Origin of the sequence: Variovorax sp. PvP013, assembly GCF_050435945.1 — a bacterium.
Lineage (GTDB): Bacteria > Pseudomonadota > Gammaproteobacteria > Burkholderiales > Burkholderiaceae_C > Variovorax.
The window spans coordinates 444,745-467,557 of the sequence record NZ_JBNDLF010000003.1 but is presented as its reverse complement, the minus strand read 5'-3'; the positions used below and the strand labels follow the sequence as shown (position 1 = coordinate 467,557).

Below are 22,813 nucleotides of genomic sequence, written 5' to 3'. Positions count from 1 at the left end.
CGTCGTCCCCGTCACCCCGGACGCATCCGACGCGTTCGCCTTCGACGTGCGCTCCACCATCGCGCGGCTGTTCGTCCATCCGGTCAAGTCCTGCGCGGGCGTCGAGGTGAAGGAGGCGCTGCTGACCGAGACCGGCCTCGAGTTCGACCGCGCCTGGATGGTGGTCGATGCCGAGGGCGTCTTCGTCAGCCAGCGCGAGCTGCCGCGCATGGCGCTGATCCGGCCGCAGCTGAAGCACTTCGAGATGGTGCTGCGCGCGCCCGGCATGCTGGCGCTGCACGTCGCCTTCGACCGCGTCGAGCAGCCGGTGCGCGTGCGCGTCTGGAAGGACGAGGTGGCCGCCTACGACATGGGCGACGTCGCCGCGCAGTGGTTCGGCGACTTCCTCTCCGAGCCCGGCGCGCCGCGGGCCCTGCGGCTGGTGCGCTTCGACCCGGAGCATCGCCGGCTGTCGAATCCGGCGTGGACCGGCGGCATGGAGGCGCAGACCCAGTTCTCCGACGGCTTCGCCGTGCTGGTGGCGAGCGAGGCCTCGCTCGGGGAACTCAACGAACGCCTCGCGGCGGCCGGGCACGATGCCGTGGGCATCGAGCGCTTCCGGCCCAACATCGTGCTCGCCGGCGTCGAATCGCACGACGAGGACCGCGTCGACCTGCTGCGCATCGTCACGGGCGAGGGCACCGGCGCCGTGCTGCGGCCGGCCAAGCCCTGCACGCGCTGCCCGATCCCCGACATCGACCCGGCCACGGCGCGCAGCAGCCCGGAGGTGGGGGACACCCTGCGCACCTACCGCGCCGACGCGCGCGTGGGCGGCGCGGTCACCTTCGGCATGAACGCGACCGTCGTCGCGGGCATCGACCAGGTGCTGCGGGTGGGGCAGGCGGTGCACGCGAACTACGTGTTCGAGTAATGCGGAAACGGGCCGGAAAGGCATCCGGAAAGGTCGAATCGACCGTCGCCGGACCGGCCCCTCCACCCGCGCCCTAAAATCGCGGGTTGATTCCAGAGGACATCCATGAGCTTGAAGTGCGGCATCGTCGGCCTGCCCAACGTCGGTAAATCCACCCTTTTCAACGCGCTGACCAAGGCCGGCATCGCGGCGGAGAACTATCCGTTCTGCACCATCGAGCCGAACGTCGGCGTGGTCGAGGTGCCCGATCCGCGCCTCGCGGCCCTGAGCCAGATCGTGCAGCCCGAGCGCGTCGTGCCGGCCATCGTCGAGTTCGTCGACATCGCCGGCCTCGTGGCCGGGGCCAGCACGGGCGAGGGCCTGGGCAACAAGTTCCTCGCGCACATCCGCGAGACGGACGCCACGGTCAACGTGGTGCGCTGCTTCGAGGACGACAACGTGATCCACGTCGCCGGCAAGGTCGACCCGATCTCCGACATCGAGGTCATCCAGACCGAGCTCTGCCTGGCCGACCTGGCCACGGTCGAGAAGGCGCTGCACCGCCACACCAAGGTGGCCCGCTCGGGCGACAAGGAAGCGCAGAAGCTCGTCGGCCTGCTCGAGCGCTGCCAGGCCGCGCTCAACGAGAACACGCCCGTGCGCGCGCTGTCCTTCACCAAGGAGGAGCAGCCGCTGGTCAGGTCCTTCACGCTCATCACGGCCAAGCCGGCGATGTTCGTCGCCAACGTGGCCGAGGACGGCTTCGAGAACAACCCCTTCCTCGACCGCCTGAGCGAGTACGCCGCGAAGCAGAAGGCGCCGGTGGTCGCCATCTGCGCCAAGATCGAGGCCGAGCTCTCCGAAATGGACGACGAGGACAAGGCGATGTTCCTGGCCGAGATCGGGCAGGAGGAGCCGGGCCTCAACCGCCTGATCCGTTCGGCCTACCAGCTGCTGGGCCTGCAGACCTACTTCACCGCCGGCGTGAAGGAAGTGCGCGCCTGGACCATCCACGTCGGCGACACCGGCCCGCAGGCGGCCGGCGTGATCCACACCGACTTCGAGAAGGGCTACATCCGCGCCCAGACCATCGCCTACGCCGACTTCGTCGCCTTCAAGGGCGAGCAGGGCGCCAAGGACGCCGGCAAGATGCGCGCCGAAGGCAAGGACTACGTCGTCAAGGACGGCGACGTGATGAACTTCCTGTTCAGCTCCTGAGCGGGTCGACCGGGCGACGCGGTCGCCCGACGGCGGGGCCGTCCGTCCGGCCCGTCGCCCGAGTTCAGAACGTCACGCCCGCGACCAGCACGATGTTGGCGTAGGGCGAACACTCCCCCGTGCGCACCACCGCCTTGGCCCGCGCACTCAGGCGCTTGAAGTCGTCGTGTGACAGCGTCTCGGGCACCAGGTCTCCGAGCTGACCCTCGCACCATGCCGGCAATGCGCCGCCGGCGGCGTCGAGCGCCTCGCGGGCGATCACGGCGCGTTCCACCTGCATCTCCGTGAGCACCACGCGCAGCACGTCCGCCACGCGCGGGATGCCTGGCGTGAGCGCCAGGTCGATGCGGCACGGGCCGTCGGGCACCGGCAGGCCGGCGTCGCCGATCACGACCATGTCGCCGTGGCCGAGCGTGGCGATGACCCGGGAGAGTTCGGCGTGGAGGAGGGCGGTGCGTTTCATGGCAAGACGGTCCGGTCGGGCGGCGGCGGGCTGCGCAGCACGTCGTCGCGCCGCGGGATGGAAGGTTGCGCGCCGGGCCGCCCGACGCACAGCGCGCCGGCGCGGATGCCCAGGCGCACGGCGGCGTCGAGGTCGGCGCCGTCGCGCGCCAGCGCCACGGCCAGCGCGCCCAGGAAGGTGTCGCCGGCGGCGGTGGTGTCGACCACCTCGACCTCCGGTGCGGCGTGATGGCGTGCGCCCTGCGCATCGACCGACACCGCGCCGCGCGAGCCCATCGTCACGACCACGCGCGCCACGCCGCGCCGGCGCAGCGCCTGTCCGGCGGCGGCGGCGTCCTCGGGCGATTCGGCGGCCAGGCCGCTGAGCATGCGAGCCTCGACCTCGTTGACCACCAGCGTGTCGATCAGCGGCCACCAGTCCTCGGCGACGGGCTGCGCCGGCGACGGATTGAGCAGCACCTTGCAGCCGGCACGCCATGCCGCGTGGAGGGCGCGCTCGACCTGGGGCAGCGGCGTCTCGAACTGGGCGATCAGGAAGTCCGCGCCCTGCAGCCGTGCGGCCAGCGCGTCCTCGTCGATCTCGACGCGCGCGTTGGCGCCGGCGATGACGACGATGCGGTTCTGGCCGGCGTCGTCGACCATCACCAGCGCGGTGCCCGTCGGCGCGGTGGCATCGACGGCGACGGCCGTGGTGTCGATGCCGTCGCCCTCGAGCGCCTCGCGCAGCGCCCGCCCGTGGGCGTCGTCGCCGACGCAGCCCACGAGCCGCACCCGGGCGCCCTGGCGCGCGCAGCCGACGGCTTGGTTGCCGCCCTTGCCGCCGGGGACGTGGTCGATCGAGCGGCCCTGGAGGGTCTCGCCGGCGGCGGGGGCGTGCGGCACGCGCAGCACCAGGTCCATGTTGAGGCTGCCGAGCACCACGATGCGTGGCGACGTGTCGGTCGAAGAGGTCATGAGGCGGGAAGGAAGAGGAGGTCGGAGTCCGTCGTCGGCGCCGTCCGGACGTCGCGGTGCGCGCCACGGGTCCGACGGTCGCGCGACCGGCTCACTCCGGAAAGATGTAGAGCAGCGCGAAGGTCATCGTCACGTAGCGCGCGAACTTGCCGATGGCCATGTAGCCGGTGCAGCGCCAGAAAGGCATCTTGAGCCAGCCCGCCACCGCGCACAGCGGATCGCCCACCAGCGGCAGCCAGCTCAGCAGGCAGGCCTTGGGGCCGAGCCGTTCCAGCCAGCCGAGCACGCGCACGTGGTGCTTGGAATGCGAATACTTGTCGGCCACCTGGTGGGCGCCATAGCCCATCCACCAGGTCACCATGCCGCCGAGCGTGTTGCCCACGGTGGCCACGGCGATCGCCGACCAGAGCATGTCCGGGTTGAGCTTGAGCAGGCCGAAGAGGATGGGCTCCGAGCCCACCGGCACCAGCGTCGCCGACACGAAAGCCGCCATGAAGACGGTGGAGAGCCCGTATTCGGGCAGCGCCAGCAGCGCCAAGAGGGAGTCGAGCCAGGCTTGCATGTGCGCCGCAGTATAGGAACGCCTCCGGCGCGCCCGCGTCGGAGGACGCGCCGCCCGCCCGGGCGCGGCGCGGCCGACGCCGGGGGTGCAAATCGTTTCACTCTCCGGAATGCGGATTCGTTACAATCGTGCCTCATTTTTCAGCAGCGACCCGCTCGCTCCCTCCTTTTCCCCACCATGCAGATCGGCCCCGTCGCGCTGGAGAACCGTCTTTTCGTCGCGCCCATGGCGGGCGTCACGGACCGGCCGTTCCGCAGCCTGTGCCGGTCGCTCGGCGCGGGCTACGCGGTCAGCGAGATGGTCACCTCGCGCCGCGACCTCTGGCACACGCTCAAGACCTCGCGCCGCGCCGACCACACCGGCGAGCCCGGCCCGATCGCGGTGCAGATCGCCGGCACCGACGCGGCCATGATGGCCGACGCGGCGCGCTACAACATCGATCGCGGCGCCCAGGTCATCGACATCAACATGGGCTGCCCGGCCAAGAAGGTCTGCAACAAGTGGGCCGGCTCGGCCCTGATGCGCGACGAGCCGCTGGCGCTGGAGATCGCCGCCGCCGTGGTCGCCGCCGCCGCGCCGCACGGCGTGCCGGTGACGCTCAAGATGCGCACCGGCTGGAGTGCCGACCACCGCAACGCCGTCAAGCTGGCGCGCGACTTCGAGGCCGCCGGCGTGCGGATGCTCACCGTCCACGGTCGCACGCGCGAGCAGGGCTACAAGGGCGCCGCCGAGTACGACACCATCGCCGCCGTCAAGGCCGCCGTGCGCGTGCCGGTGGTGGCCAACGGCGACATCACGACGCCCGAGAAGGCGCGCGACGTGCTCGCCGCGACCGGCGCCGACGCCGTGATGATCGGCCGCGCGGCGCAGGGCCGGCCGTGGATCTTCCGCGAGATCGGGCACTTCCTGGCCACCGGCACGCACCTCGCGCCGCCGCTCGTCGCCGAGGTGCGCCGGCTGCTGCTCGACCACCTGCGCGAGCACCACGCGCTCTATGGCGAGCACAGCGGCGTGCGTACCGCGCGCAAGCACATCGGCTGGTACGTGCGCGCCCTGCCCGGGGGCGAAGCCTTCCGCGCCGGCATGAACGCGATCGAGGACTGCGAGGCGCAGTGGCGGGCGGTGTCGGACTACTTCGAGGACCTCGCCACCCGCATGGAGCGCATCCCGGCCCACCGCGACGAGCCGACGCGCGACGACGACACCGATACCGACGACGACAAAGATCCGCACCCGAAGGCCGCCACCGCGGCCGCACGGTGAGCGTGAGCGACCGACCGGGTCCGCCGACACGACGAAACCAAAACAGGCCTTGGGCACATGAGCAAGAAGAACATCGACGAGTGCGTCAGGAACAGCCTCGAAATCTATTTCCGCGACCTCCACGGCATCGAGCCCGACGGCATGTACGACATGCTCGTGCGGGTGGTGGAGAAACCCCTGCTGGAGGTCGTCATGGCGCGTGCCGAGGGCAACCAGTCGCGCGCCGCCCAATGGCTGGGGCTCAACCGCAACACGCTGCGCAAGAAGCTCGTCGACCACAAATTGATCAAATAACCCCCAGGGCTGCGCGCACTGCGTGTCGCTTCGCCCACCCCCTTGCAGGGGGCGCTGCCGGCGGACCGGCGGAGCCGGTTCCGCGGCAGCCCTGGCCTCCATACCCCCGATTTCCATCGCATCAACCGAGAACCTCCCTTCATGGCATCGACCGCACTCATCTCCGTCTCCGACAAGACGGGCATCCTCGAATTCGCGCAGGCGCTGCACGCGCTGGGCATCCGGCTGCTGTCGACCGGCGGGACCGCGAAGCTGCTGGCCGATGCCGGCCTGCCCGTGACCGAGGTGGCCGACCACACCGGCTTTCCCGAGATGCTCGACGGCCGCGTGAAGACCCTGCACCCCAAGATCCACGGCGGCCTGCTGGCGCGGCGCGACCTGCCGGCGCACGTCGCCGCCATCGAGGCGCACGGCATCGACGCCATCGACCTGCTGGTGGTGAACCTCTATCCGTTCGAGGCCACCGTCGCCAAGGCCGGTTGCACGCTGGAGGACGCGATCGAGAACATCGACATCGGCGGCCCGGCCATGGTGCGCAGCGCGGCCAAGAACTGGAAGGACGTCGGCGTGCTGACCGACGCCTCGCAGTACGCGACCGCCCTGGCTGAATTGAAAGCCGACGGCAAGCTCAGCGACCGGACGAAGTTCGGCTTCTCCGTGGCCGCCTTCAACCGCATCGCCGACTACGACGGCGCCATCAGCGACTACCTCTCGGCCATCGACTTCGACGCCAGCATCGGCCAGGCCGCGCCGGTGCGCACGCCGTTCCCGGCGCAGTCCAACGGCCGCTTCGTCAAGCTGCAGGACCTGCGCTACGGCGAGAACCCGCACCAGCAGGCCGCGTTCTACCGCGACCTGCATCCGGCGCCCGGTTCGCTGGTCACCGCGAAGCAGCTGCAGGGCAAGGAGCTGAGCTACAACAACATCGCCGACGCCGACGCGGCCTGGGAGTGCGTCAAGAGCTTCGACGCGCCGGCCTGCGTGATCGTCAAGCACGCCAACCCGTGCGGCGTGGCGATCGGCGCCGACGCGTCGGAGGCCTACGCCAAGGCCTTCAAGACCGATCCGACCTCGGCCTTCGGCGGCATCATCGCCTTCAACCGTCCGGTGGACGCCACCGCCGCGCAGGCCGTGAGCAAGCAGTTCGTCGAGGTGCTGATGGCGCCGGGCTTCACGCCCGAGGCGCTGGCCGTCTTCAAGGCCAAGGCCAACGTGCGCGTGCTGGAGATCGCGCTGCCCGCGGGCGGCGCCTCCGACTGGGACAACGGCCGCAACGCCGTGGACGTCAAGCGCGTCGGCTCGGGCCTGCTGATGCAGACGGCCGACAACCGCGTGCTGGCCGAGAGCGAGCTCAAGGTCGTCAGCAAGCGCCAGCCGACGCCCGCGCAGCTGCAGGACCTGCTGTTCGCCTGGAAGGTCGCCAAGTACGTCAAGAGCAACGCCATCGTGTTCTGCGCCGGCGGCATGACGATGGGCGTCGGCGCGGGCCAGATGAGCCGGCTCGACTCGGCGCGCATCGCCAGCATCAAGGCCGAGCACGCCGGCCTGTCGCTGCAGGACACGGCGGTGGCGAGCGACGCCTTCTTCCCGTTCCGCGACGGCCTCGACGTGGTGGTCGACGCCGGCGCGAGCTGCGTCATCCAGCCGGGCGGCTCGATGCGCGACCAGGAGGTGATCGACGCGGCCGACGAGCGCGGCGTGGTGATGGTGCTCTCCGGCGTGCGCCACTTCCGGCATTGAGCCCGATGGCCCCGAAGCACGACGACGATGCCGTCGACACGCCCCGGCCGCGCTGGGTGGCCTGGCTGATCGTGGTCGTCATGGCGACGGTCATGGCCGGCATGCTCAACATCGGCTGGCGACTGATGGGCGGCTGAGGCCGGCACCGGTGCCGGGGCGTCCCGCCTCGCCGGACAGCCCGCCCGCCCGTTTCAACCCAGCGTGCGGAAGATCTCCCGCGCCGCCGCGACGGTCTCCGCGATGTCTTCCCCGGTGTGCGCCGAACTCACGAAACCGGCCTCGTAGAGCGCCGGCGCGATGTAGACGCCACGGTCGAGCAGGCCGTGGAAGAGGGTGTTGAACCGCGCGTTGTCGGTGGTCATGACGGTGGCGTAGTTCTGCGGCAGCGCGTCCATCAGGAAGAAGCCGAACATGCCGCCCTCGCTGTCGACACTGAACGGCACGCCCTCGGCATCGGCGGCGTCCTTCAGGCCCTCGACCAGCGAGCGCGTGCGCGCCGACAGGGCCTCGTAGAAGCCGGGGCGGGCGATTTCCTTGAGGGTCGCCAGGCCGCAGGCGGTCGCCACCGGATTGCCCGAGAGCGTGCCGGCCTGGTAGACCGGCCCGAGCGGCGCGAGCAGTTCCATGATGGCGCGCGGCCCGCCGAAGGCCGCCAGCGGCATGCCGCCGCCGATCACCTTGCCCAGCACCGTGAGGTCGGGCGTCACGCCCAGCACGCCCTGCGCGCCGTGCAGTCCGACGCGGAAACCCGTCATCACCTCGTCGAACACCAGCAGTGCGCCGTGCCGCGTGCACAGCTCGCGGCAGCGGCGCGCGAACTCCGGCGTGGCGCGGATGAAGTTCATGTTGCCCGCGATGGCCTCGATCATCAGGCAGGCGATGTCGGGGCCGTGCAGCGCGAAGGCCTCCTCCAGCTGCGTCAGGTTGTTGTACTCGAGCACCAGCGTGTGCTGCACCACCTCGGGCGGCACGCCGGCCGAGGTCGGATTGCCGAAGGTCGCGAGGCCCGAGCCGGCCTTCACCAGCAGCGCGTCGGCGTGCCCGTGGTAGCAGCCCTCGAACTTGACGATCATCTTGCGCCCGGTGGCGCCGCGCGCCAGGCGCAGCGCGCTCATCGCCGCCTCGGTGCCCGAACTCACCAGCCGCACCATCTCCATCGAAGGCACGAGGTCCAAGATGGCCTCGGCCAGCTCGATTTCGCGCTCGGTCGGCGCGCCGAAGGAGAAGCCATCGAGCACCGCCTTCTGCACCGCTTCGACCACCGCCGGGTGGCCGTGGCCCAGGATCATCGGCCCCCAGGAGCCGATGTAGTCGATGTAGCGCCGGTCGTCCGCGTCCCAGAAATGGGCGCCCCGGGCGCGCTGCACGAAGCGCGGCGTGCCGCCGACGGCCTTGAAGGCGCGCACGGGCGAGTTCACGCCGCCGGGGATCACGGCGCGGGCGCGCTCGAAGAGGATGTCGTTGGTGTCGGTGTGGGCCATGGGGCTCGGAGGGGAAGGGGGAGGCGGGTGGAGGAGGGGGGAAACCGGGCGCTCAGTGCCGGGTGTCGTGGGGCGGCAGCCCGAAGTCGGACGGATCGGGCGGGCTGCCGGCGTCGTCGTCGCCTTCGTCTTCGTCGTCCTCGGGCTGGGCCCAGAACAGGCGGTCGGGCAGCACGTGGCCCATGCCGGGGCGGAAGCCCGCGTCGAGGCAGCGGTCCATGTAGCTCAGGGCCTCGCCGGTGGCGGCGACCAGGTCGGTGCCGCTGGCCAGCAGCGCGGCGAGCGCGGCCGACAGCGTGTCGCCGGCACCGGCGAACACGGCCTCCAGGCGCTCGTACTTCTCGCTGGTCAGCACCGCCTGGGGCGATGCCAGCACGTTGTCGAAGTACTGGTCGGGCAGCACGATGCCCGTGACCAGCGTGTAGGGCGTGCCCTGCTCGCCGGCGGCGCGGGCGATGTCGCGCGCGGTCGGCGGGCGCTCGCCGGCCCAGTCGGGCAGCAGCCAGCGCCGCAGGGTGCTGTGGTTGCCCACCAGCACGGTGGCCTGCGGCAGCACGAGTTCGCGGAAGGCGTCGAGGTAGGCCTCGATGCGGTTCTCGTCCCACCACGAGAGGTTGGGCATGTAGGCGACGACGGGCGTGTCGGGGTAGTCGGCGGCGATGCCGGCGATGCCGGCCAGGTTCTCGGGCGAGCCGGCGAAGCCGATCTTGATGAGCTGGACCTCGACGTCCTCCAGGATGGCGCGGGCCTGCTCGGCCACGGCCTCCTCGTCGAAGGCGAAGTGGTCGAAGATCTCCGCCGTGTCGCGCGCGTAGGCGCCGGTCACGACCGGCAGCATGTGCGCGCCGACCGAGGCGATCGCCAGGGCGTCGCCGTTCAGCCCGCCGGCGCCGCTCGGATCGCTGGCGTTGAAGACCAGGACGCAGGGCGGATCGAGGTCGAGTTCGACCTCCACGCCGTCGTCGGCCTCGGCGTCGATTCCGGTGTCGCCGGCGGGGGGGTCGTTAAGATCCGCGGACCCTGCGACGCTGCCACTTGCCGGTAGTAATTGGTTTCTCATTCGCCTCTCCGGGGAGATTCTTGAAAACGATATGCCGCGAGCCTGGATGCGATTGAATACATGGGTTGCATTTTTAGAATACGGACTTTGAGTAGCGATGAATACGAAAACCTGGATGTGTCTGATCTGCGGCTGGATCTATGACGAATCGGCGGGCGTGCCGGAGGATGGTATTGCGCCCAACACGGCCTGGGCCGACGTGCCGATGAACTGGACATGTCCCGAATGCGGTGCGCGCAAGGAAGATTTCGAAATGGTCGAGATCTGAAGCATGGCACAGCGCCGGCGGCCCCGATCCTCACCGGGACTCGCGGCCGCCGGTGCCGTTTCCGACAACCAAGGAGCCGGACGATGGGCACGAACGGATCGCCGAGGCGGGTGCTGGTCATCGACGACAGCCACACCGTCCGGCGCAGCGCCGAGATCTTCCTCGCACAGGGCGGCTGCGAGGTGCTGCTGGCCGCCGACGGCTTCGAGGGCCTCGCGCGCGTGGCCGAGGACCGGCCCGACATCGTCTTCTGCGACGTCCAGATGCCGCGCCTGGACGGCTGGCGCACCTGCGCCATCGTGCGGCGCCATCCGCGCTTCTACGACCTGCCGGTGGTGATGCTGTCGGCCAGCGACAGCGCGTTCGACGACCGGCGCGGCCACGAGGCTGGCGCGCGGGAACACATCGTCAAGCCCTTCACCGGCGAGCAGCTGCTCGACGCGGTGCGGCGCCTGGCCGGCACCCCGGCCGCGGCGGGGGCCTGATGCCGGTGCGCGACGTGCTCGTGGTCGACGACTCGAAGACCGAATCGCTGTTCCTCGCCCGCCTGCTGCAGGGCCACGGCTTCTCGGTGCGCACGGCCGACAGCGCCGACGAGGCCATGCGCTGCCTGGCGCAGCAGCGGCCCGACCTGATCCTGCTGGACGTCGTCATGCCCGGGCGCAACGGCTTCCAGCTCGCGCGCTCCCTGACGCGCGATCCGGTCTATTCGGCGGTGCCGATCATCCTGTGCACCAGCAAGAACCAGGAGACCGACCGCATCTGGGGCCTGCGCCAGGGGGCGCGCGACCTCGTCGTCAAGCCGGTCGATCCCGCGATCCTGCTGGCCAAGATCGCCGCGCTGGGCTGACCGACGCGGCCGCCGCCCTCCGATCCGCCCCGCCGCTCCCCCGACGCCTTCCCAACGCCTTCCTCCACCCTCGCCCATCGTCCATGGTTGCCAGCGACATGCCCCGCGCCTTCCAGGTCCCCCCCGCCGCCCCCGCGCCGGCCGCCGGTCTGCAGGACGCCTCGACCGCCTGGCTGGCCGTCGAGGCGGGCGCCCACCACTACCTGCTCGCGCTCGGCGATACCGGCGAGATCTTTCCCTGGACCGCGCCGCAGCCGGTGCCGCACACCGTGGGGTGGTTCCTGGGCGTGTCCAACCTGCGCGGCGGCCTCTACGGCGTGGTGGACCTCGACGCCTTCGCGGCGGCCGATGCCGGCCCGGACGGCGCCCGCACCGCGCGACGGACCGGCGACGCGCCCACGTCGACGCGCCTGGTCGCGCTGCACGCGCGCTTCGACGTCAACTGCGCCTTGCAGGTCGACCGCGTGCTCGGCCTGCGCGGGGCCGAGCTCTTCGCCGCCGATGCCAGCGCGGGCGCCGGCGAGGCATCGGCCTGGCGTTCCCGCCACTGCGTCGACACCGCCGGCACGCGCTGGCAGGTGCTCGATCTGCAGGCGCTCGCGCGGCATCCCCGCTTCCTGAACGTCGGCTTCTGAACGCATGACGACCGACCGCCTCCCCGAGGAACCGACCGTGAACCCGACGACCGATCCCACGCCTCCGATCCCGCCCGTGACGCCGGCCGTGCCCGACCCCATGGCGGCCACCGCCCACACGGCCACTGCCGCCGGCGACCCGGTCCTATCGCCCGGCGTCCTGCACGCCGACACCACGGCGACCGAGCGCAAGGACGCCCGGCCCGAATTCGCCGCGGCCCGCCCGCGCAGCCCGTTCGCCATCGCCCTGGGCGTCGCGGTGCTGCTGCTGGTGGTGGTCACCGGCATCCTGCTGCTGCACGCGGCGCGCACCGGCCTGGACCTGGCCACGGTCGCCGGGCTGGCGCTGCTGCCCCTGGCCGCGCTGGCGATGGCGGCCATCGCCGGCCTGGCCCAGCTGCGCGCCGGGCGCGAGCGGGTCGCCACCACCGAGCGCACCCGCTCCGAGGCCGAGCGCCTGGGCGAGGAGGCCAGCCGCGTCAACGCCGCCAACCAGGCCGCCATCCTGCGCCTCATGAACGAGCTGCAGATGGTGGCCGAGGGCGACCTCACGCAGCAGGCCACCGTCACCGAGGACATCACCGGCGCCATCGCCGACTCGGTCAACTACACGGTCGAGGAACTGCGCCTGCTGGTGAGCAACGTGCAGAACACGGCCGGCCGCGTCGCCGAGACCACCTCGCAGGTCGAGAGCACGTCGACCGAGCTGCTGGCCGCCTCGACCGAGCAGCTGCGCGAGATCCGCGAGACCGGCCAGGCGGTGCTGACGATGGCCGAGCGCATCAACGAGGTGGCCTCGCAGTCGCAGGAGTCGGCCACGGTGGCGCGTCAGTCGCTGCAGGCCGCCGCGACCGGCCTGCAGGCCGTGGAGGACGCCATCGGCGGCATGAACGCCATCCGCGACCAGATCCAGGACACCGCCAAGCGCCTGAAACGCCTGGGCGAGTCGTCGCAGGAGATCGGCGAGATCACCGAGCTGATCTCCGACATCACCGAGCAGACCAACGTGCTCGCGCTCAACGCCGCGATCCAGGCCGCCTCGGCCGGCGAGGCCGGGCGCGGCTTCTCGGTGGTAGCCGAGGAGGTGCAGCGCCTGGCCGAGCGCTCGGCCGACGCCACGCGCCAGATCGCGGCGCTGGTGCGCGCCATCCAGACCGACACGCAGGACGCCGTCGGCGCCATGGAGCGCTCGACGCAGGGCGTGGTCGAGGGGGCGCGGCTGTCGGACCACGCGGGCACGGCGCTGTCGGAGATCGACCGCGTCTCACGCCGCCTGGCCGAGCTGATCGAGCAGATCACGCGCTCGGCCTCGCACGAGGCGACGTCGGCCAACGTCGTGGCGGCCAACATCCAGCACATCTTCGCCGTCACCGAGCAGACCGGCGACGGCACGCGCGCCACCGCCCGGCAGGTGCGCGAACTCTCCCACATGGCCGAGGAGCTGCGCCTGTCGGTCGCGCGCTTCAAGATCGCGTGATGGCCGGATCACCGCCCGTGCCGGCCACGCCCCTCGATCCCGCCCGGAGCCCCGCCGCCGCCGGTCATCCCGTGGCCGACGAGGCTCGGCGCGAGTCGCTCGGCTGGGTGCTCGACGAGCTGCGCATCGCGCTCGACGGCGTCGTGCCGGCCCTGCGGCAGGCCGCCGGCGGCGAACGCTCCGGCGACGCCGCCGCGCGGCAGGCCGCCCTGCAGGCGCTGCACCAGGCCGCCGGCGTGCTGACCCTGGTCCGGCGGCCGGACGCGGCGCGCGTGGCCGCTGCCCTGGAGGCCGCCGCCCGGGCCTGGATCGACCGTGCCGATGCCGCCGCGACCCGCGACGCGTCCACCGCCGATGCCGGCCTGGACGCGATCGAGCGCATCGCGCGCGCGCTGGTCGGACATCTGGAGGCAGCGGTCGCGGACCGTGCGATACCGGCTCCCGACCACTTCGCGCTCTTCACGCTCTTCGCCGAGGTGAGCCGGCCGGCGCTGGCCGAGCTGCGCGAGCGGCTCGACGGCATCGGGCGCGGGCTCGACCGCTTCTATCGCCGTCCGGAGACCCGCACGCCGCTGCACGCCGTCGTGGCGCAGCTGGACGAGCTCGAGGCGGCGCTGTCGGTGCTCGGCCTCGCCGACGGCGCGCACGCCGCGCGGCGCATGCACGCGGACGTCCGGGGCCTGCTGGCGGCCGACGCCGCGCAGGACGACGTGCGGCCGCAGGACGTCGACGCCCTGGGCGGCAACCTCGACGCGCTGGGCCTGCTGGTCGACATGCTCGGCCACCAGCCGGAGCTGGCACGGCGCGCCTTCGCCTTCGATGCGGCGGCCGGCGAGCTGCGGGCGCTGTCGTCGGACGCTGCGACCGACGAGGCCACCGGCGCGCCTTCCGCTGCAGCGTCGACCTCGACCGGCACCGGCGAAGCGGCCGACTCCGGCGCCGGTGCGGCGCCCGACGACGAGGATGCCGAACTGCTCGCCATCTTCCTCGACGAGGCGCGCGAGGTGCTGCGCAATGCCGGCGATGCCGCCGCGGCCCTGGCCGCCGACGCCGCCGACACCGCGCGCATGACCATGCTGCGCCGCGCCTTCCACACGCTCAAGGGCAGCGCACGCATGGTCGCGCTGACGGAGCTGGGCGAGGCGGCGGCGGCCTTCGAGCAGGTGCTCAACACCTGGCTGGCCGACCAGCGCCCGGCGACGCCCGTGCTGCTGGCCGCGATCGGCACCGCCCTGGGGGAATTCGCCGAGTGGATCGACGCCATCCGGACCGGGCGGGCGCAGGACTGGCGCGCGGCGCCGTTCCGCCATGCCGCCGACGCCCTGAAGGGCGAGGTGCCGGGCGCGACGCCGCAGGACGTCCTGGCCGCGCCGCGCCGCGCCGGGCGGGAGCGGCCGTCGTCCCGGGCGCAGGCCGACGACGCCGACGGCGACGTCCGGGTGGTCGGGCCGCTGCGCATCGACCGAAAGCTCCACGACGTGTACCTCGCCGAGGCCGAGGCCTGGTCGGGCGCGCTGGCCGCCGAGGTCGCCGCCTGGGCGGGCGACCCGCGCCAGCCGGTCGCCGCCTCGGCGATCGGCCTCGCGCACGCGCTCGTCGGCAGCTCCGCCACCCTGGGACTGCGGGACCTGTCGGACCTGGCGCGCCGCGTCGAGCGTGCGCTGCAGCAGCTGCGCCGCCAGGGGCGCGGCACGGCGCTGCAGGATGCGGCGGTGGTCGCGGGCGTCGACGAGCTGCGCCGGCTGCTGCACCGCTTCGCCGCCGGCTTCCTGGACGCGCCGGCGCCGGCCACGCGGCGGGCGCTGGACGACCTCGTCGCGCAGGCGGCGCCGGCGCGCGCGGCGGTGCCGCCGCTGCCGGGCGACGATCCCTTCGACGCCACCGACGCGGTGGACGCCGACCTGTTCCCGGTGTTCGAGGAGGAGGCGGTCGAGCTGCTGCACCAGCTCGGCGGCGCCCTGCGCGAATGGGCGCGGCAGCCGGGCGCGGACGCGCCGCGTGCCTCCGCGCTGCGCACGCTGCACACGCTCAAGGGCGGCGCCCGGCTGGCCGGCGCGATGCGCCTGGGCGAGCGCGCGCACCGCATGGAATCGGCCATCGAGCTCCTCGCGCGCGGCAAGGGCGTGGCCGCTCCGGCGGCGATCGAGGAGCTGTTCGAGCGCTTCGACGCGCTGCAGTCGGCGCTCGACCACCTGCGCGCCGGCGGCGGCGTGCCCGGGCCGGAGGGCGCCGATGCATCGGCCGATCCCGGCACCGGCGAGGGGCCGGCACCGCATGCCACCACGGCCGGCCAGACCGTGCGCATCCGCACGCAGCTCCTCGACCGCATGGTCGCGCAGGCCGGCGAGGTGGTCGTCACGCGCTCGCGGCTGGTCACCGGGCTGGCGCAGATGCGCGTCTCGCTCGGCGAACTCACCGGCAACCTCGACCGCCTGCGCCAGCAGCTGCGCGACGTCGAGCTGCAGGCCGAGAGCCGGATGCAGTCGCGCCTGGCCCAGGCCAAGGACTCGCAGCAGGGCTTCGACCCGCTCGAATTCGACCGCTTCACCCGCGTGCAGGAGCTCACGCGGATGATGGCCGAATCGGTCGACGACGTGGCCACGGTGCAGCGCGCCCTGCAGAAGAGCCTGCAGGGCAGCGAGGACGCCCTGGGCTCGCAGGCGCGCCAGACGCGCGAGCTGCAGCGCGACCTGCTGCGCACGCGCATGGTCGAGTTCGAGAGCATCGCCGAGCGCCTCTACGGCGTCGTGCGGCAGGCCTCGCGCGACAGCGGCAAGCAGGTGCGGCTGGACATCCACGGCGGCTCGACCGAGATCGACCGCGGCGTGCTCGAGCGCATGACGCCGGCCTTCGAGCACCTGCTGCGCAACTGCGTGGCCCACGGCATCGAGGGCGCCCGCGTGCGCGAGCGCGCCGGCAAGCCGCCGGCCGGGCTGATCGCCATCGACCTGCAGCAGGAAGGCAACGACGTCGCCGTGAGCTTCCGCGACGACGGCGGCGGGCTGGACGTGGCGCGCATCGCCGAGCGCGCGCGTGCGCTCGGGCTGGTCGGCGCGCAGGCCCGGCTCACCAGCGACCAGGCGGCCGACTTCATCTTCACGCCGGGTTTCTCCACCGCCGGTGCGGTCTCCGAGCTGTCCGGGCGCGGGATCGGCATGGACGTGGTGCGCACCAGCGTCGCCGCGCTGGGCGGGCGCATCGAGACCGACAGCACGCCGGGGCAGGGCACCCGCTTCAAGCTGGTGCTGCCGCTGACCACCGCCGTCACGCACGTCGTCATGGTGCGCGCCGGCGACACGACCATCGGCGTGCCGTCGAACCTGGTCGAGCGCGTGCAGCGCGCGAGCGCCGACGACCTGACCGTCGCCTATGCCGAGCGCCATCACGTGTTCGAGGGCGAGCGCGTGCCGTTCTACTGGGCCGGCGCGCTGCTGCAGTCGTCCGCGCGCAGCGACCCGTTCGCCGCGCGCACGCATTTCGTCGTCGTCGTGCGCAGCGCCGCGCGGCGCGTGGCGCTGCACGTCGACGAGGTGCAGGGCAATCAGGACGTCGTGGTGCGGAACCTCGGCCCGCAGCTCTCGCGGCTGGCCGGCATGGCGGCCGCGTCGGTGCTGTCGTCGGGCGCCGTGGCGCTGATCTACAACCCGGTCGCGCTGGCCGACGTGCACGGCGAGGCGGCCTGGCACCTGCAGTCCGGCGACGCGGCCGCGCACGGCATCGGCCTCGATCCGTCGCAGCCGACCACGCCGCTGGTGCTGGTGGTGGACGATTCGCTGACCGTGCGCCGCGTGACGCAGCGCCTGCTCCAGCGCGAAGGTTTCCGCGTCGCGCTCGCCGCCGACGGCCTGCAGGCGCTGGAACTCCTGCGCCGGGAGCGCCCGGCCGTCGTGCTCTCGGACATCGAGATGCCGCGCATGGACGGCTTCGACCTGGCGCGCCACATCCGCGCGGAGGCGGCGCTCGCCGGCCTGCCGATCATCATGATCACCTCCCGCATCGCGCCCAAGCACCGCGAGCACGCCCAGCGCCTGGGCGTGAACCACTACATCGGCAAGCCCTATGCCGAGGACGAGCTGCTGCTGCTGGTGCGCAGCTGCGTGGCGAGCGGGGCGGGGGACGTCGTCGGGGCGTGACGAGGCGTTGAAACGAAAAAAGCCCAAGTGGATTCACTTGGGCTTTTCATCTTTTCTTGGTCGGGGTGAGAGGATTCGAACCTCCGGCCTCTACGTCCCGAACGTAGCGCTCTACCAGGCTAAGCTACACCCCGATGGTGTCTCGACGAGAGGGCCGCATCGCATTCCCGAGGGCGGGAAGTGGATCAGGCGCGGCGCTCAAGCAGCTGAGCCGCTAATTGTAGCAAACCTTGCGTGTACGAATTCCGCGGCAGTCCGATCAATGCATCGATCGCGCGCTGCGCCTCGGCCGCGGCGGCGGCGCGGGTGGCGTCGAGCGCACCCGTGGTGCGGACGATCTCCACGATCCGCTCGAGCTGGGTCGTGTCGCCGGCCTCGATGGCCTTGCGGATGAGTTCGCCCGCTTCCGCGTCGGCGCGCTGCATCGCGAGGATCAGCGGCAGCGTGGTCTTGCCCTCGCGCAGGTCGTCGCCGATGTTCTTGCCGGTCTCGCTGGCGTCGCCGGCGTAGTCGAGCACGTCGTCGATGACCTGGAAGGCCGTGCCCAGCGCCTGGCCGTAGACGCCGCAGGCTTCCTCGATGTCGGGCGGGGCCTTGGCCAGCACGGCGGCCACGCGGGTGCTCGCCTCGAACAGCTTGGCCGTCTTGGAGCGGATCACCCGCAGGTACGCCTCCTCGTCGAGCGAGGCGTCGTGCATGTTCATGAGCTGCAGCACCTCGCCCTCGGCGATCACGTTGGTCGCGTCGGCCAGGATCTGCATCACGCGCATGTCGTTGCAGTCGACCATCATCTGGAAGGCGCGCGAATGCAGAAAGTCGCCCACCAGCACGCTGGCGGGGTTGCCGAAGGATTCGTTGGCGGTCGGCCGGCCGCGGCGCAGGGTCGACTCGTCGACGACGTCGTCGTGCAGCAGGGAAGCGGTGTGGATGAACTCCACCACGGCGGCGATGTTGAAGCGCTGAGCGCCCGTGTAGCCGAGCGCGCCGCTCATGAGCAGCAGCAGCGCCGGGCGCAGGCGCTTGCCGCCGGCGGAGATGATGTAGCGCGACACCTCGCTAACCAGCGGCACGCCGGTGTCGAGCCGCTCGGAGATCACGCGATCGACCTGCACCATGTCGTCGGCGATGAGGCCGAGGATGGCGGCGGTGGAGGAGTTGTCGGTATCGGAAACTGGCAAAGCGAGGGCGCCTGGGTACAGCGAAGGAGGGACGCCGGCGCGAGCGGCCGGAACCCGGGGATTATAAAGAGCGCCGTCTTCCCGGACCTCCGGCGCGGCCGGGACGGGTGTTCGTCCGACGCGCGTCGTGCTAGAATCTTGGGCTCTGCGGAATTCGCCGCGGAACCATCTTTTTCAAGAGGTCAACATGTACGCGGTCATAAAAACCGGAGGCAAGCAGTATCGCGTTGCCGCCGGCGAAAAAATTAAAGTAGAACAGATTGCTGCGGACGTAGGCCAGGAAATCGTGATCGATCAGATCCTCGCAGTCGGCAACGGCTCGGACATCAAGATCGGTACGCCCCTGGTGTCCGGCGCAACGGTCACAGCCACGGTGCTGTCCCATGGCTTGCACGACAAGGTGCACATCTTCAAGATGCGCCGTCGCAAGCACTATCAGAAACGTCAAGGCCATCGCCAGCAGTTCACCGAACTGCAAATCGGCGCGATCGCCGGTTAAGCAGGAGCCCACACCATGGCACAGAAAAAAGGCGGCGGCTCCACGCGAAACGGGCGCGATTCCAAGCCCAAGATGCTCGGCGTGAAAGCGTTCGGCGGCGAACTGATCAGCGCAGGCTCGATCATCGTGCGCCAGCGCGGCACCCAGTTCCACCCCGGCGCCAACGTCGGCGTGGGCAAGGACCACACGCTGTTCGCCCTGGTCGAGGGCCATGTGTCCTTCGGCTTCAAGGGTTCGCTGAACAAGCACACGATCAGCGTGACGCCGGCGGCCGCACAGGCCTGAGCGCGTCGTCCTGACCGGATCGAAGCCCCGCTCGTCGGGGCTTCTTCGTTTCTCGCCGCGCCTCCCTGCGGCACTCATTTGTAGACTGAGTCCATCATGAAGTTCGTCGACGAAGCCTTCATCGACATCGCCGCGGGCGATGGCGGCAACGGCTGCGTGTCGTTCCGTCATGAGAAGTACAAGGAATTCGGCGGCCCCAACGGCGGCGACGGCGGCCGGGGCGGCCACGTGTTCGCGGTGGCCGACATCAACCTCAACACCCTGGTCGATTTCCGCTATTCGCGCCGGCACGACGCCAAGCGCGGCCAGCACGGCATGGGCTCCGACATGTTCGGCGCCGCCGGCGACGACGTGGTGCTCAAGATGCCCGTGGGCACCATCGTCAGCGACGCCGAGACCGGCGAGGTGCTCTACGAACTGCTGGTGCCCGGCGAGATGGTCATGATCGCCAAGGGCGGCGACGGCGGCTTCGGCAACATGCGCTTCAAGAGCGCCATCAACCGCGCACCGCGCCAGAAGACGCCCGGCTGGCCCGGCGACAAGAAGAGCCTGAAGCTCGAACTGAAGGTGCTGGCCGACGTCGGCCTGCTGGGCATGCCCAACGCCGGCAAGTCGACGCTGATCAGCGCCATCTCCAACGCCCGGCCGCGCATCGCCGACTATCCCTTCACCACCCTGCACCCCAACCTGGGCGTGGTCCGCGTCGGTCCCGAGCAGAGCTTCGTCGTCGCCGACCTGCCCGGCCTGATCGAAGGCGCGTCCGAGGGCGCCGGTCTGGGCCACCTGTTCCTGCGCCACCTGCAGCGCACGCGATTGCTGCTGCACGTGATCGACATCGCGCCCTTCGACGAGGGCGTGGACCCGGTCGCGCAAGCCAAGGCCATCGTCGGCGAGCTCAAGAAATACGACGCCGGCCTGCATGCCAAGCCGCGCTGGCTGGTGCTCAACAAGCTCGACATGGTGCCCGGTGACGAACGCGCCGCGCGCGTGAAGGATTTCGTCAAGCGCATGCGCTTCAAGGGCCCGGTCTTCGAGATCTCGGCCCTGACGCGCGAGGGCTGCGAGCCGCTGGTGCAGGCGATCTACCAGCACGTGAAGGCGCAGCAGGTGGCCGAGCAGCCGCCTGAGGACATCGACCCGCGCTTCGCATGAGCACGCCGCAGAACGTCATCGCTTCCTCCTCGACGGCGCTGCGCAACGCGCGGCGCATCGTGGTCAAGGTCGGCTCCAGCCTCGTCACCAACGAGGGCCGGGGGCTCGACGACGTCGCCATCGGCGAGTGGTGCCGACAGCTCGGCGCGCTGATGCGCGAGGGCCGCGAGGTGGTGATGGTCTCGAGCGGCGCCATCGCCGAGGGCATGAAGCGCCTGGGCTGGCGCACGCGGCCGAAGGAGATCAACGAACTCCAGGCCGCCGCCGCCGTCGGGCAGATGGGCTTGGCGCAGATCTACGAGACCAAGCTGCGCGAGCACGGCGCGGGCAGCGCGCAGGTGCTGCTCACGCACGCCGACCTGGCCGACCGCGAGCGCTACCTGAACGCGCGTTCGACCCTCGTGACCCTGCTCAAGCTCGGCGTGGTGCCGGTCATCAACGAGAACGACACCGTCGTCAACGACGAGATCAAGTTCGGCGACAACGACACCCTGGGCGCGTTGGTCGCCAACCTGGTGGAAGCCGATGCCCTTGTCATCCTGACCGACCAGAAGGGCCTGTTCACCGCCGATCCGCGGCGGGACCCCGACGCGCGCTTCGTGCACGAGGCCGTCGCCGGCGATCCGGCGCTGGAGGCGATGGCCGGCGGCGTCGGCTCGGCGATCGGCAGCGGCGGGATGATCACCAAGATCCTGGCGGCCAAGCGCGCGGCGGGCTCCGGTGCGTCGACCGTCATCGCCTGGGGCCGCGAGCCCGACGCCCTGCTGCGCCTGATGCGCGGCGAGTCGATCGGCACGCTGCTGGTGGCGCAGACCGCCAAGCACCAGGCGCGCAAGCGCTGGATGGCAGACCACCTGCAGTTGCGCGGGTCCGTGACGGTCGACGGCGGCGCGGCCGACAAGGTGCGTGCCGAGGGCAAGAGCCTGCTGCCGATCGGCATGACCGGCGTCGAGGGCGATTTCTCGCGCGGCGACGTGATCGCGGTGCGCGATGCGCAGGGCATCGAACTGGCGCGCGGACTGGCGAACTATTCGAGCGCCGAGGCGCGCCTGCTGTGCCGCAAGCCGTCGGCCGATTTCGAGCGGCTGCTGGGCTATGCCGCCGAGCCGGAGATGGTGCACCGCGACAACATGGTGCTCGCCCGGGACGCCACGCCTCGCTGAGCCGCGTCGCCTCCGTCGTCGCCCCTGGTCGGCAAGCGGCAACGGGAGCGATGGCAGGCCGTCGTTCCCGTCACTCCGATTCGCGGACCGGTTTCTTCAAGCGGCCGATCATCTCGCTCACGGAAGAGCGCGGCGCGCCGCCCTGGCACAGGGCCTGCTGTGCGATCGCCTTGGTGTAACTCGAATTCATGGCGCGGAAGGATCGCCATTGCGGATCTGCCACCGTCTCCCAGCCCCCGCCGCTCGATCGCGCGTAACCCTTCATCTCTTCCGTGGCGCAGCGCACGCCCTCGTAGAAGGCATTGACCGCGCCGCCCGCCGGATTGCGTGCCACGACGACGTAGCGCACGACGCCATCGCCGGTGATGACGATCGTCGCCGGATCGACGCCGAAATTGAGCGTCATGTAGCCCGGCATGCCGATCGTCACCAGGCGGGCGACGTCGAAGGCGGGCGGCGGCGGTGCCGGGCTTTCCTGCCAATCGGTGTTGGCGAACAACTGCGCCGAGGCGCTGCCGGCCATGCACGACAGGCAGACCGCGAGCAGGGCCGCGAGACGACGGGGGCTACCGATCGCCCGATCCACGGAGACCGTCGGCGGAAGAGGCGGTGAAAGGCGGGAGATCGTTCGCGGCAGGTGGAAGGCTGGCATTGGGGTCCGGGTCGAAGGTGGCGCCCGGGGGCAGGTCGAAGTGGGGGTCCATGCCGTTCGCGGACGAACGGTCGAGATCGCGCGCACGCGAGTTGCTGCGCAGGAAGCGGTTGCGGAAGTCCTGGCGCGGTAGGTAGCGCGACAGCTCGGTCAGCGCCATCTCGTAGACGCCGCGCTTGAATTCCACCACGACGTCGAGCGGCACCCAGTAGTCGTGCCAGCGCCAGGCGTCGAATTCCGGATGGTCGGTGGCGCGCAGGTTGAGATCCCAGTCGTGGCCGACCAGCTGCAGCAGATACCAGATCTGCTTCTGGCCCTTGTAGTGACCACGGGCGTCGCGTCGGATGAAGCGATCCGGCACCTCGTAGCGCAACCAGTCACGGGTACGGGCCATGATCCGCACGTGCTCCGGGTGGAGGCCCACCTCTTCATGCAGTTCCCGGAACATGGCCTGCTCGGGACTCTCGCCGCGGTCGATGCCGCCTTGCGGAAACTGCCAGGAGTGGGTGCGGATGCGTTTGCCCCAGAAAACCTGGTTTCTCTGGTTGAGCAGGATGATGCCGACGTTGGGCCTGAAGCCGTCACGGTCGAGCATAAT

22 protein-coding genes, 1 tRNA gene and 3 pseudogenes are annotated in these 22,813 nt (G+C 71.2%); 17 read left to right on the top strand and 9 right to left on the bottom strand.

Features of this window, described 5'->3' with window-relative positions:
* The first annotated feature begins 46 nt into the window (after nt 1-46).
* Both ABID77_RS12565 and ychF read left to right on the top strand, forming a co-directional pair.
* Nucleotides 47-910 (top strand): MOSC domain-containing protein, encoded by an 864-nt coding sequence (locus ABID77_RS12565; RefSeq protein WP_429596166.1) that lies wholly within the window; start codon nt 47-49, stop codon nt 908-910.
* Between the two features lie 105 nt (nt 911-1,015).
* Nucleotides 1,016-2,107 (top strand): redox-regulated ATPase YchF, encoded by a 1,092-nt coding sequence (ychF, locus tag ABID77_RS12560; protein WP_429595950.1) that lies wholly within the window; start codon nt 1,016-1,018, stop codon nt 2,105-2,107.
* A 64-nt stretch (nt 2,108-2,171) separates the two neighbouring features.
* Here the strand turns inward: ychF and rbsD are convergent, their stop codons facing one another.
* The 3 genes from rbsD to ABID77_RS12545 all read right to left on the bottom strand — a co-directional run bounded on the left by rbsD (nt 2,172) and on the right by ABID77_RS12545 (nt 4,085).
* Nucleotides 2,172-2,570, bottom strand: a complete 399-nt coding sequence (gene rbsD / locus ABID77_RS12555; protein WP_429595947.1) for a D-ribose pyranase — start codon at nt 2,568-2,570, stop codon at nt 2,172-2,174.
* Nucleotides 2,567-3,523: a ribokinase gene (gene rbsK / locus ABID77_RS12550; protein WP_429595945.1), complete on the bottom strand. Its 957-nt coding sequence runs from the start codon at nt 3,521-3,523 to the stop codon at nt 2,567-2,569. The genes rbsD and rbsK overlap by 4 nt, the downstream gene beginning before the upstream one ends.
* Before the next feature lie 91 nt (nt 3,524-3,614).
* Nucleotides 3,615-4,085, bottom strand: coding sequence for a YqaA family protein (locus ABID77_RS12545; RefSeq protein ID WP_429595942.1), 471 nt, complete (start codon nt 4,083-4,085; stop codon nt 3,615-3,617).
* Nucleotides 4,086-4,262: 177 nt separating this feature from the next.
* Here ABID77_RS12545 and dusB point away from each other — a divergent pair, with 177 nt between their 5' ends.
* From dusB to ABID77_RS12525, 4 genes are all read left to right on the top strand, one after another.
* Nucleotides 4,263-5,348, top strand: coding sequence for a tRNA dihydrouridine synthase DusB (gene dusB / locus ABID77_RS12540; protein WP_429595939.1), 1,086 nt, complete (start codon nt 4,263-4,265; stop codon nt 5,346-5,348).
* Nucleotides 5,349-5,405: 57 nt separating this feature from the next.
* Nucleotides 5,406-5,642, top strand: coding sequence for a Fis family transcriptional regulator (locus ABID77_RS12535; protein WP_429595936.1), 237 nt, complete (start codon nt 5,406-5,408; stop codon nt 5,640-5,642).
* Between the two features lie 141 nt (nt 5,643-5,783).
* On the top strand, nt 5,784-7,382 hold the full coding sequence (gene purH, locus ABID77_RS12530; RefSeq protein WP_429595933.1) for a bifunctional phosphoribosylaminoimidazolecarboxamide formyltransferase/IMP cyclohydrolase: 1,599 nt from the start codon (nt 5,784-5,786) through the stop codon (nt 7,380-7,382).
* 5 nt (nt 7,383-7,387) lie between these two features.
* A complete protein-coding gene (locus tag ABID77_RS12525; RefSeq protein WP_429595930.1) occupies nt 7,388-7,519 on the top strand; it encodes a hypothetical protein in 132 nt (43 codons plus the stop codon).
* 54 nt (nt 7,520-7,573) lie between these two features.
* Here ABID77_RS12525 and hemL read toward each other — a convergent pair whose 3' ends face one another.
* Both hemL and thiD read right to left on the bottom strand, forming a co-directional pair.
* Complete coding sequence (hemL, locus tag ABID77_RS12520; RefSeq protein ID WP_429595927.1) at nt 7,574-8,863, bottom strand: glutamate-1-semialdehyde 2,1-aminomutase; 1,290 nt, start codon at nt 8,861-8,863, stop codon at nt 7,574-7,576.
* 52 nt (nt 8,864-8,915) lie between these two features.
* A complete protein-coding gene (gene thiD / locus ABID77_RS12515) occupies nt 8,916-9,923 on the bottom strand; it encodes a bifunctional hydroxymethylpyrimidine kinase/phosphomethylpyrimidine kinase (RefSeq protein ID WP_429595924.1) in 1,008 nt (335 codons plus the stop codon).
* Between the two features lie 97 nt (nt 9,924-10,020).
* Here thiD and ABID77_RS12510 point away from each other — a divergent pair, with 97 nt between their 5' ends.
* From ABID77_RS12510 to ABID77_RS12480, 7 genes and pseudogenes are all read left to right on the top strand, one after another.
* Nucleotides 10,021-10,191 (top strand): rubredoxin, encoded by a 171-nt coding sequence (locus ABID77_RS12510; RefSeq protein ID WP_429595921.1) that lies wholly within the window; start codon nt 10,021-10,023, stop codon nt 10,189-10,191.
* Between the two features lie 83 nt (nt 10,192-10,274).
* Nucleotides 10,275-10,676 carry a response regulator gene (locus tag ABID77_RS12505; RefSeq protein WP_429595918.1) on the top strand — a complete coding sequence of 134 codons (402 nt, stop codon included), beginning with the start codon at nt 10,275-10,277 and terminating at the stop codon, nt 10,674-10,676.
* Nucleotides 10,676-11,041 (top strand): response regulator transcription factor, encoded by a 366-nt coding sequence (locus ABID77_RS12500; RefSeq protein ID WP_429595915.1) that lies wholly within the window; start codon nt 10,676-10,678, stop codon nt 11,039-11,041. The genes ABID77_RS12505 and ABID77_RS12500 overlap by 1 nt, the downstream gene beginning before the upstream one ends.
* Nucleotides 11,042-11,124: 83 nt before the next feature.
* The gene (locus ABID77_RS12495; RefSeq protein ID WP_429595912.1) at nt 11,125-11,676 is read left to right on the top strand and encodes a chemotaxis protein CheW; all 552 of its coding nucleotides are present in this window, start codon (nt 11,125-11,127) and stop codon (nt 11,674-11,676) included.
* 454 nt (nt 11,677-12,130) lie between these two features.
* A pseudogene (locus tag ABID77_RS12490) lies at nt 12,131-13,153 on the top strand (methyl-accepting chemotaxis protein); the annotation flags it as partial.
* Nucleotides 13,153-14,391 (top strand): annotated as a pseudogene (locus ABID77_RS12485) (Hpt domain-containing protein); the annotation flags it as partial. The pseudogenes ABID77_RS12490 and ABID77_RS12485, both read left to right, overlap by 1 nt.
* A gap of 180 nt (nt 14,392-14,571) precedes the next feature.
* Nucleotides 14,572-17,286 (top strand): annotated as a pseudogene (locus ABID77_RS12480) (response regulator); the annotation flags it as partial.
* A 57-nt stretch (nt 17,287-17,343) separates the two neighbouring features.
* Here ABID77_RS12480 and ABID77_RS12475 read toward each other — a convergent pair.
* Together ABID77_RS12475 and ABID77_RS12470 are read right to left on the bottom strand one after the other, a co-directional pair.
* Nucleotides 17,344-17,420, bottom strand: a tRNA-Pro gene (locus ABID77_RS12475).
* Between the two features lie 51 nt (nt 17,421-17,471).
* Nucleotides 17,472-18,401, bottom strand: a complete 930-nt coding sequence (locus tag ABID77_RS12470; protein WP_429596163.1) for a polyprenyl synthetase family protein — start codon at nt 18,399-18,401, stop codon at nt 17,472-17,474.
* A gap of 250 nt (nt 18,402-18,651) precedes the next feature.
* Between ABID77_RS12470 and rplU the strand changes: the two genes are divergently transcribed.
* The 4 genes from rplU to proB all read left to right on the top strand — a co-directional run bounded on the left by rplU (nt 18,652) and on the right by proB (nt 21,563).
* Nucleotides 18,652-18,963 carry a 50S ribosomal protein L21 gene (gene rplU, locus ABID77_RS12465; RefSeq protein WP_429595909.1) on the top strand — a complete coding sequence of 104 codons (312 nt, stop codon included), beginning with the start codon at nt 18,652-18,654 and terminating at the stop codon, nt 18,961-18,963.
* Between the two features lie 15 nt (nt 18,964-18,978).
* The gene (gene rpmA, locus ABID77_RS12460; protein WP_429595907.1) at nt 18,979-19,248 is read left to right on the top strand and encodes a 50S ribosomal protein L27; all 270 of its coding nucleotides are present in this window, start codon (nt 18,979-18,981) and stop codon (nt 19,246-19,248) included.
* Between the two features lie 96 nt (nt 19,249-19,344).
* A complete protein-coding gene (cgtA, locus tag ABID77_RS12455; protein WP_429595904.1) occupies nt 19,345-20,400 on the top strand; it encodes an Obg family GTPase CgtA in 1,056 nt (351 codons plus the stop codon).
* A complete protein-coding gene (gene proB, locus ABID77_RS12450) occupies nt 20,397-21,563 on the top strand; it encodes a glutamate 5-kinase (RefSeq protein ID WP_429595901.1) in 1,167 nt (388 codons plus the stop codon). The genes cgtA and proB overlap by 4 nt, the downstream gene beginning before the upstream one ends.
* Before the next feature lie 70 nt (nt 21,564-21,633).
* Here the strand turns inward: proB and ABID77_RS12445 are convergent, their stop codons facing one another.
* Together ABID77_RS12445 and ABID77_RS12440 are read right to left on the bottom strand one after the other, a co-directional pair.
* Nucleotides 21,634-22,149, bottom strand: coding sequence for a CNP1-like family protein (locus ABID77_RS12445; RefSeq protein ID WP_429595898.1), 516 nt, complete (start codon nt 22,147-22,149; stop codon nt 21,634-21,636).
* The gene (locus ABID77_RS12440; protein ID WP_429595895.1) at nt 22,130-22,810 is read right to left on the bottom strand and encodes an RNA pyrophosphohydrolase; all 681 of its coding nucleotides are present in this window, start codon (nt 22,808-22,810) and stop codon (nt 22,130-22,132) included. The genes ABID77_RS12445 and ABID77_RS12440 overlap by 20 nt, the downstream gene beginning before the upstream one ends.
* Nucleotides 22,811-22,813: the final 3 nt, after the last annotated feature.